Raw genomic sequence first — 1,790 nt, forward strand, 5'->3', positions numbered from 1 at the left:
CTCGCGCCGGTGGTGCGCACCCGCAAGGGCGAGTTCGTCGACCTGTTCGCCGAACTGCAGACACAGGGTTTCTCACGTGCCCGCGTCGACGGGGTGGTGCATCAGCTCACCAGCCCGCCGACGCTCAAGAAGCAGGAGAAGCACGACATCGAGGTGGTCGTGGATCGTCTCGTGGTCAAGGCGTCGGCGAAACAGCGGCTCACGGACTCGGTGGAGACGGCGCTGCGCCTGGCCGACGGCATCGTCGTGCTCGACTTCGTCGACCGCGAGGAGGACGACCCGGACCGCGAACGCCGCTTCTCCGAACGCATGGCCTGCCCCAACGGGCATCCCATCGCCATCGACGACCTCGAACCGCGGTCGTTCTCCTTCAACTCGCCCTACGGTGCGTGCCCGGACTGCGACGGGCTCGGAGTGCGCAAGGAGATCGACGAGGACCTGGTGGTACCCGACCCGGAGCTGTCCCTGACCGAGGGAGCCATCGCACCATGGTCGAGCGGCCACAACGCCGACTACTTCCTGCGCTTGATGTCCGGGCTCGCCGACGAGATGGGTTTCAGCGTCGACACCCCATGGAAGAGGCTGCCGATCAAGGCGCGACGGGCGATCCTGAACGGCAGCGACCATCAGGTGCACGTCAAGTTCCGCAACAGGTACGGCCGCACTCGCTCGTACTACACGGAGTTCGAGGGGGTGATGTCGTTCCTGAGCCGCCGGATGGATCAGACCGAGTCCGAGCAGATGAAGGAACGCTACGAGGGCTACATGCGCGACGTGCCGTGCCCGTCGTGTGCCGGTGCCCGGCTGCGCCCCGAGATCCTGTCGGTGACCCTCGACCATCCTGCGCTGGGGGCCAAGTCCATCGCCGATGTCTGTGCGATGTCGGTGGCCGACTGCGCCGACTACCTCGACGGACTCGCACTCGACGAGCGTCAGCAGGCGATCGCCGGCCGCGTCCTCAAGGAAGTGCAGGCCCGTATCCGCTTCTTGCTCGACGTCGGGCTGGAATATCTGTCACTGGCAAGGGCGGCGGGGTCGCTGTCCGGTGGTGAGGCGCAACGTATCCGGCTGGCCACTCAGATCGGGTCGGGCCTGGCCGGGGTGCTGTACGTGCTCGATGAGCCGTCGATCGGTCTGCATCAGCGTGACAACCGGCGCCTCATCGAAACCCTCACGCGGTTGCGGGATCTGGGCAACACACTGATCGTCGTAGAACACGACGAAGACACCATCCGCGCCGCCGACTGGATCGTCGACATCGGTCCGCTGGCCGGCGAGCACGGCGGTCAAGTGGTGCATTCGGGCAGCTACCAGGACCTGCTCAAGAACCGCAAGTCGTTGACCGGCGCTTATCTGTCGGGCCGGGACACGCTACCGGTGCCCGAGGTCCGGCGGCCGATCGACCGCAAGAAACAGCTCGTCGTCGTCGGGGCCCGCGAACACAATCTGCGCGGTATCGAGGTGGCGTTCCCGCTCGGGGTGCTGACCGCGGTCACCGGCGTGTCGGGGTCGGGTAAGTCGACGCTGGTCAACGACATCTTGGCGACCGTGCTGGCGAACAAGCTCAACGGTGCCCGGCAGGTACCCGGCCGGCACACCCGGGTGAAGGGCCTGGAACACCTCGACAAGCTGGTGCAGGTTGACCAGTCACCGATTGGCCGTACCCCCCGATCCAATCCGGCCACCTACACCGGCGTGTTCGACAAGATCCGCACTCTGTTCGCCGCGACCACCGAGGCCAAGGTGCGCGGCTACCAGCCGGGCCGGTTCTCGTTCAACGTCAAGGGCGG

General features: G+C 66.4%; 1 protein-coding gene. It reads left to right on the forward strand.

Going from position 1 to position 1,790, the window contains the following annotated elements; all coding sequences use genetic code 11:
- A partial coding sequence (gene uvrA, locus Q0627_RS22405; protein WP_298813059.1) for an excinuclease ABC subunit UvrA occupies positions 1–1,790 on the forward strand: 1,790 nt, incomplete at both ends.

Source organism: uncultured Gordonia sp., from assembly GCF_937858515.1.
Classification (GTDB): Bacteria; Actinomycetota; Actinomycetes; order Mycobacteriales; family Mycobacteriaceae; genus Gordonia.